The 916-nt window shown below is 44.5% G+C and carries 1 protein-coding gene; it reads right to left on the bottom strand.

Annotation, left to right across the window (positions count from 1 at the left end; translation table 11 throughout):
* Positions 1-293: 293 nt before the first annotated feature.
* Complete coding sequence (locus DXA87_RS16885) at positions 294-629, bottom strand: DUF1292 domain-containing protein (RefSeq protein ID WP_015555061.1); 336 nt, start codon at positions 627-629, stop codon at positions 294-296.
* Positions 630-916 lie beyond the last annotated feature (287 nt).

The following is a 916-nucleotide window of genomic DNA, read 5'->3' on the forward strand; positions in this document are numbered from 1 at the left end:
CAAGTTTTTAAACGTTTTATTTGAAATAGCACAATGGGTTAATTTAATGTGATCCCATACGACCACAAGTGTATTTAGCATAGCACAAAACATGCGGAAAAGGAAGGGAATTTCCGCAAAAAAGGAGCCAAAAAGAGTTCATCCGGTCAATTTTTTGCGACCGGATATATCTTTTTGACTCCATCAATGCTTTTTATCTTTGTCTCCGAATCAGTTTTCCTGTCAGAAACATATCTCCATTTTCCGTTGCTCTGTTGATGAACCCAGCCTGGAAACACTATTTTGCTCCCGGCTTAGTCGTCTAAGTCTTCCTCGCTTACGATCTCATCGTACTCCGCTGTATCAAGGAACTCGTCGAAGGCGTCCGCAACGATCTCGTACTCCTCGTCGCTCTCGATATTCTGGATATCCGGGTTGCCATCTGCGTCCTCTGTATAGCGGTATAAGTAGACCTCTCCGTCCTCAGCCTCATTGCCGTCTAACGGGAGAAGCGCAATATATTCCTTATCAGCCGCCTCGAAGATCGTAAGAACCACGCACTCTAAATCTGTTCCATCATCCAGTGTCAGAGTGACAGTCATCTCCTCGTCGTTTGCTGCGTCCTGGTTCATGTTTTTTTCCTTTGCCATAACCTTAATTTCCCTCTCATTTCCGGCAGTGTGCCGTTAATTGACAGCCGTTTTTTCTGCGGCCGCTGTTTTTTATAGAATACCAGTAAATATCCATAAAATCAATAGAAAGAATTGCCTAAATCCACTACCACCGTTACAGTACACGGGCACTCCATGCCCGCGCACTGTAACTGGATTTTGCCGATGCTTCGCATTCCGAATCGGCAAAATCCGCGGTCATAACGGTATCATACGGAATTTTCAGTTCAGAAAATTCCTACCCATGAAAAGTAACCTACCACCAC

Origin of the sequence: Desulfotomaculum sp. OF05-3, from assembly GCF_003435535.1 — a bacterium.
GTDB classification, from domain to species: domain Bacteria; phylum Bacillota; class Clostridia; order Lachnospirales; family Lachnospiraceae; genus Pilosibacter; species Pilosibacter fragilis.

Coding starts and splice junctions, on each gene's coding strand:
- DXA87_RS16885 (WP_015555061.1), bottom strand. CDS start 629: ATGGCAAAGGAAAAAAACATGAACCAGGACGCAGCAAACGACGAGGAG.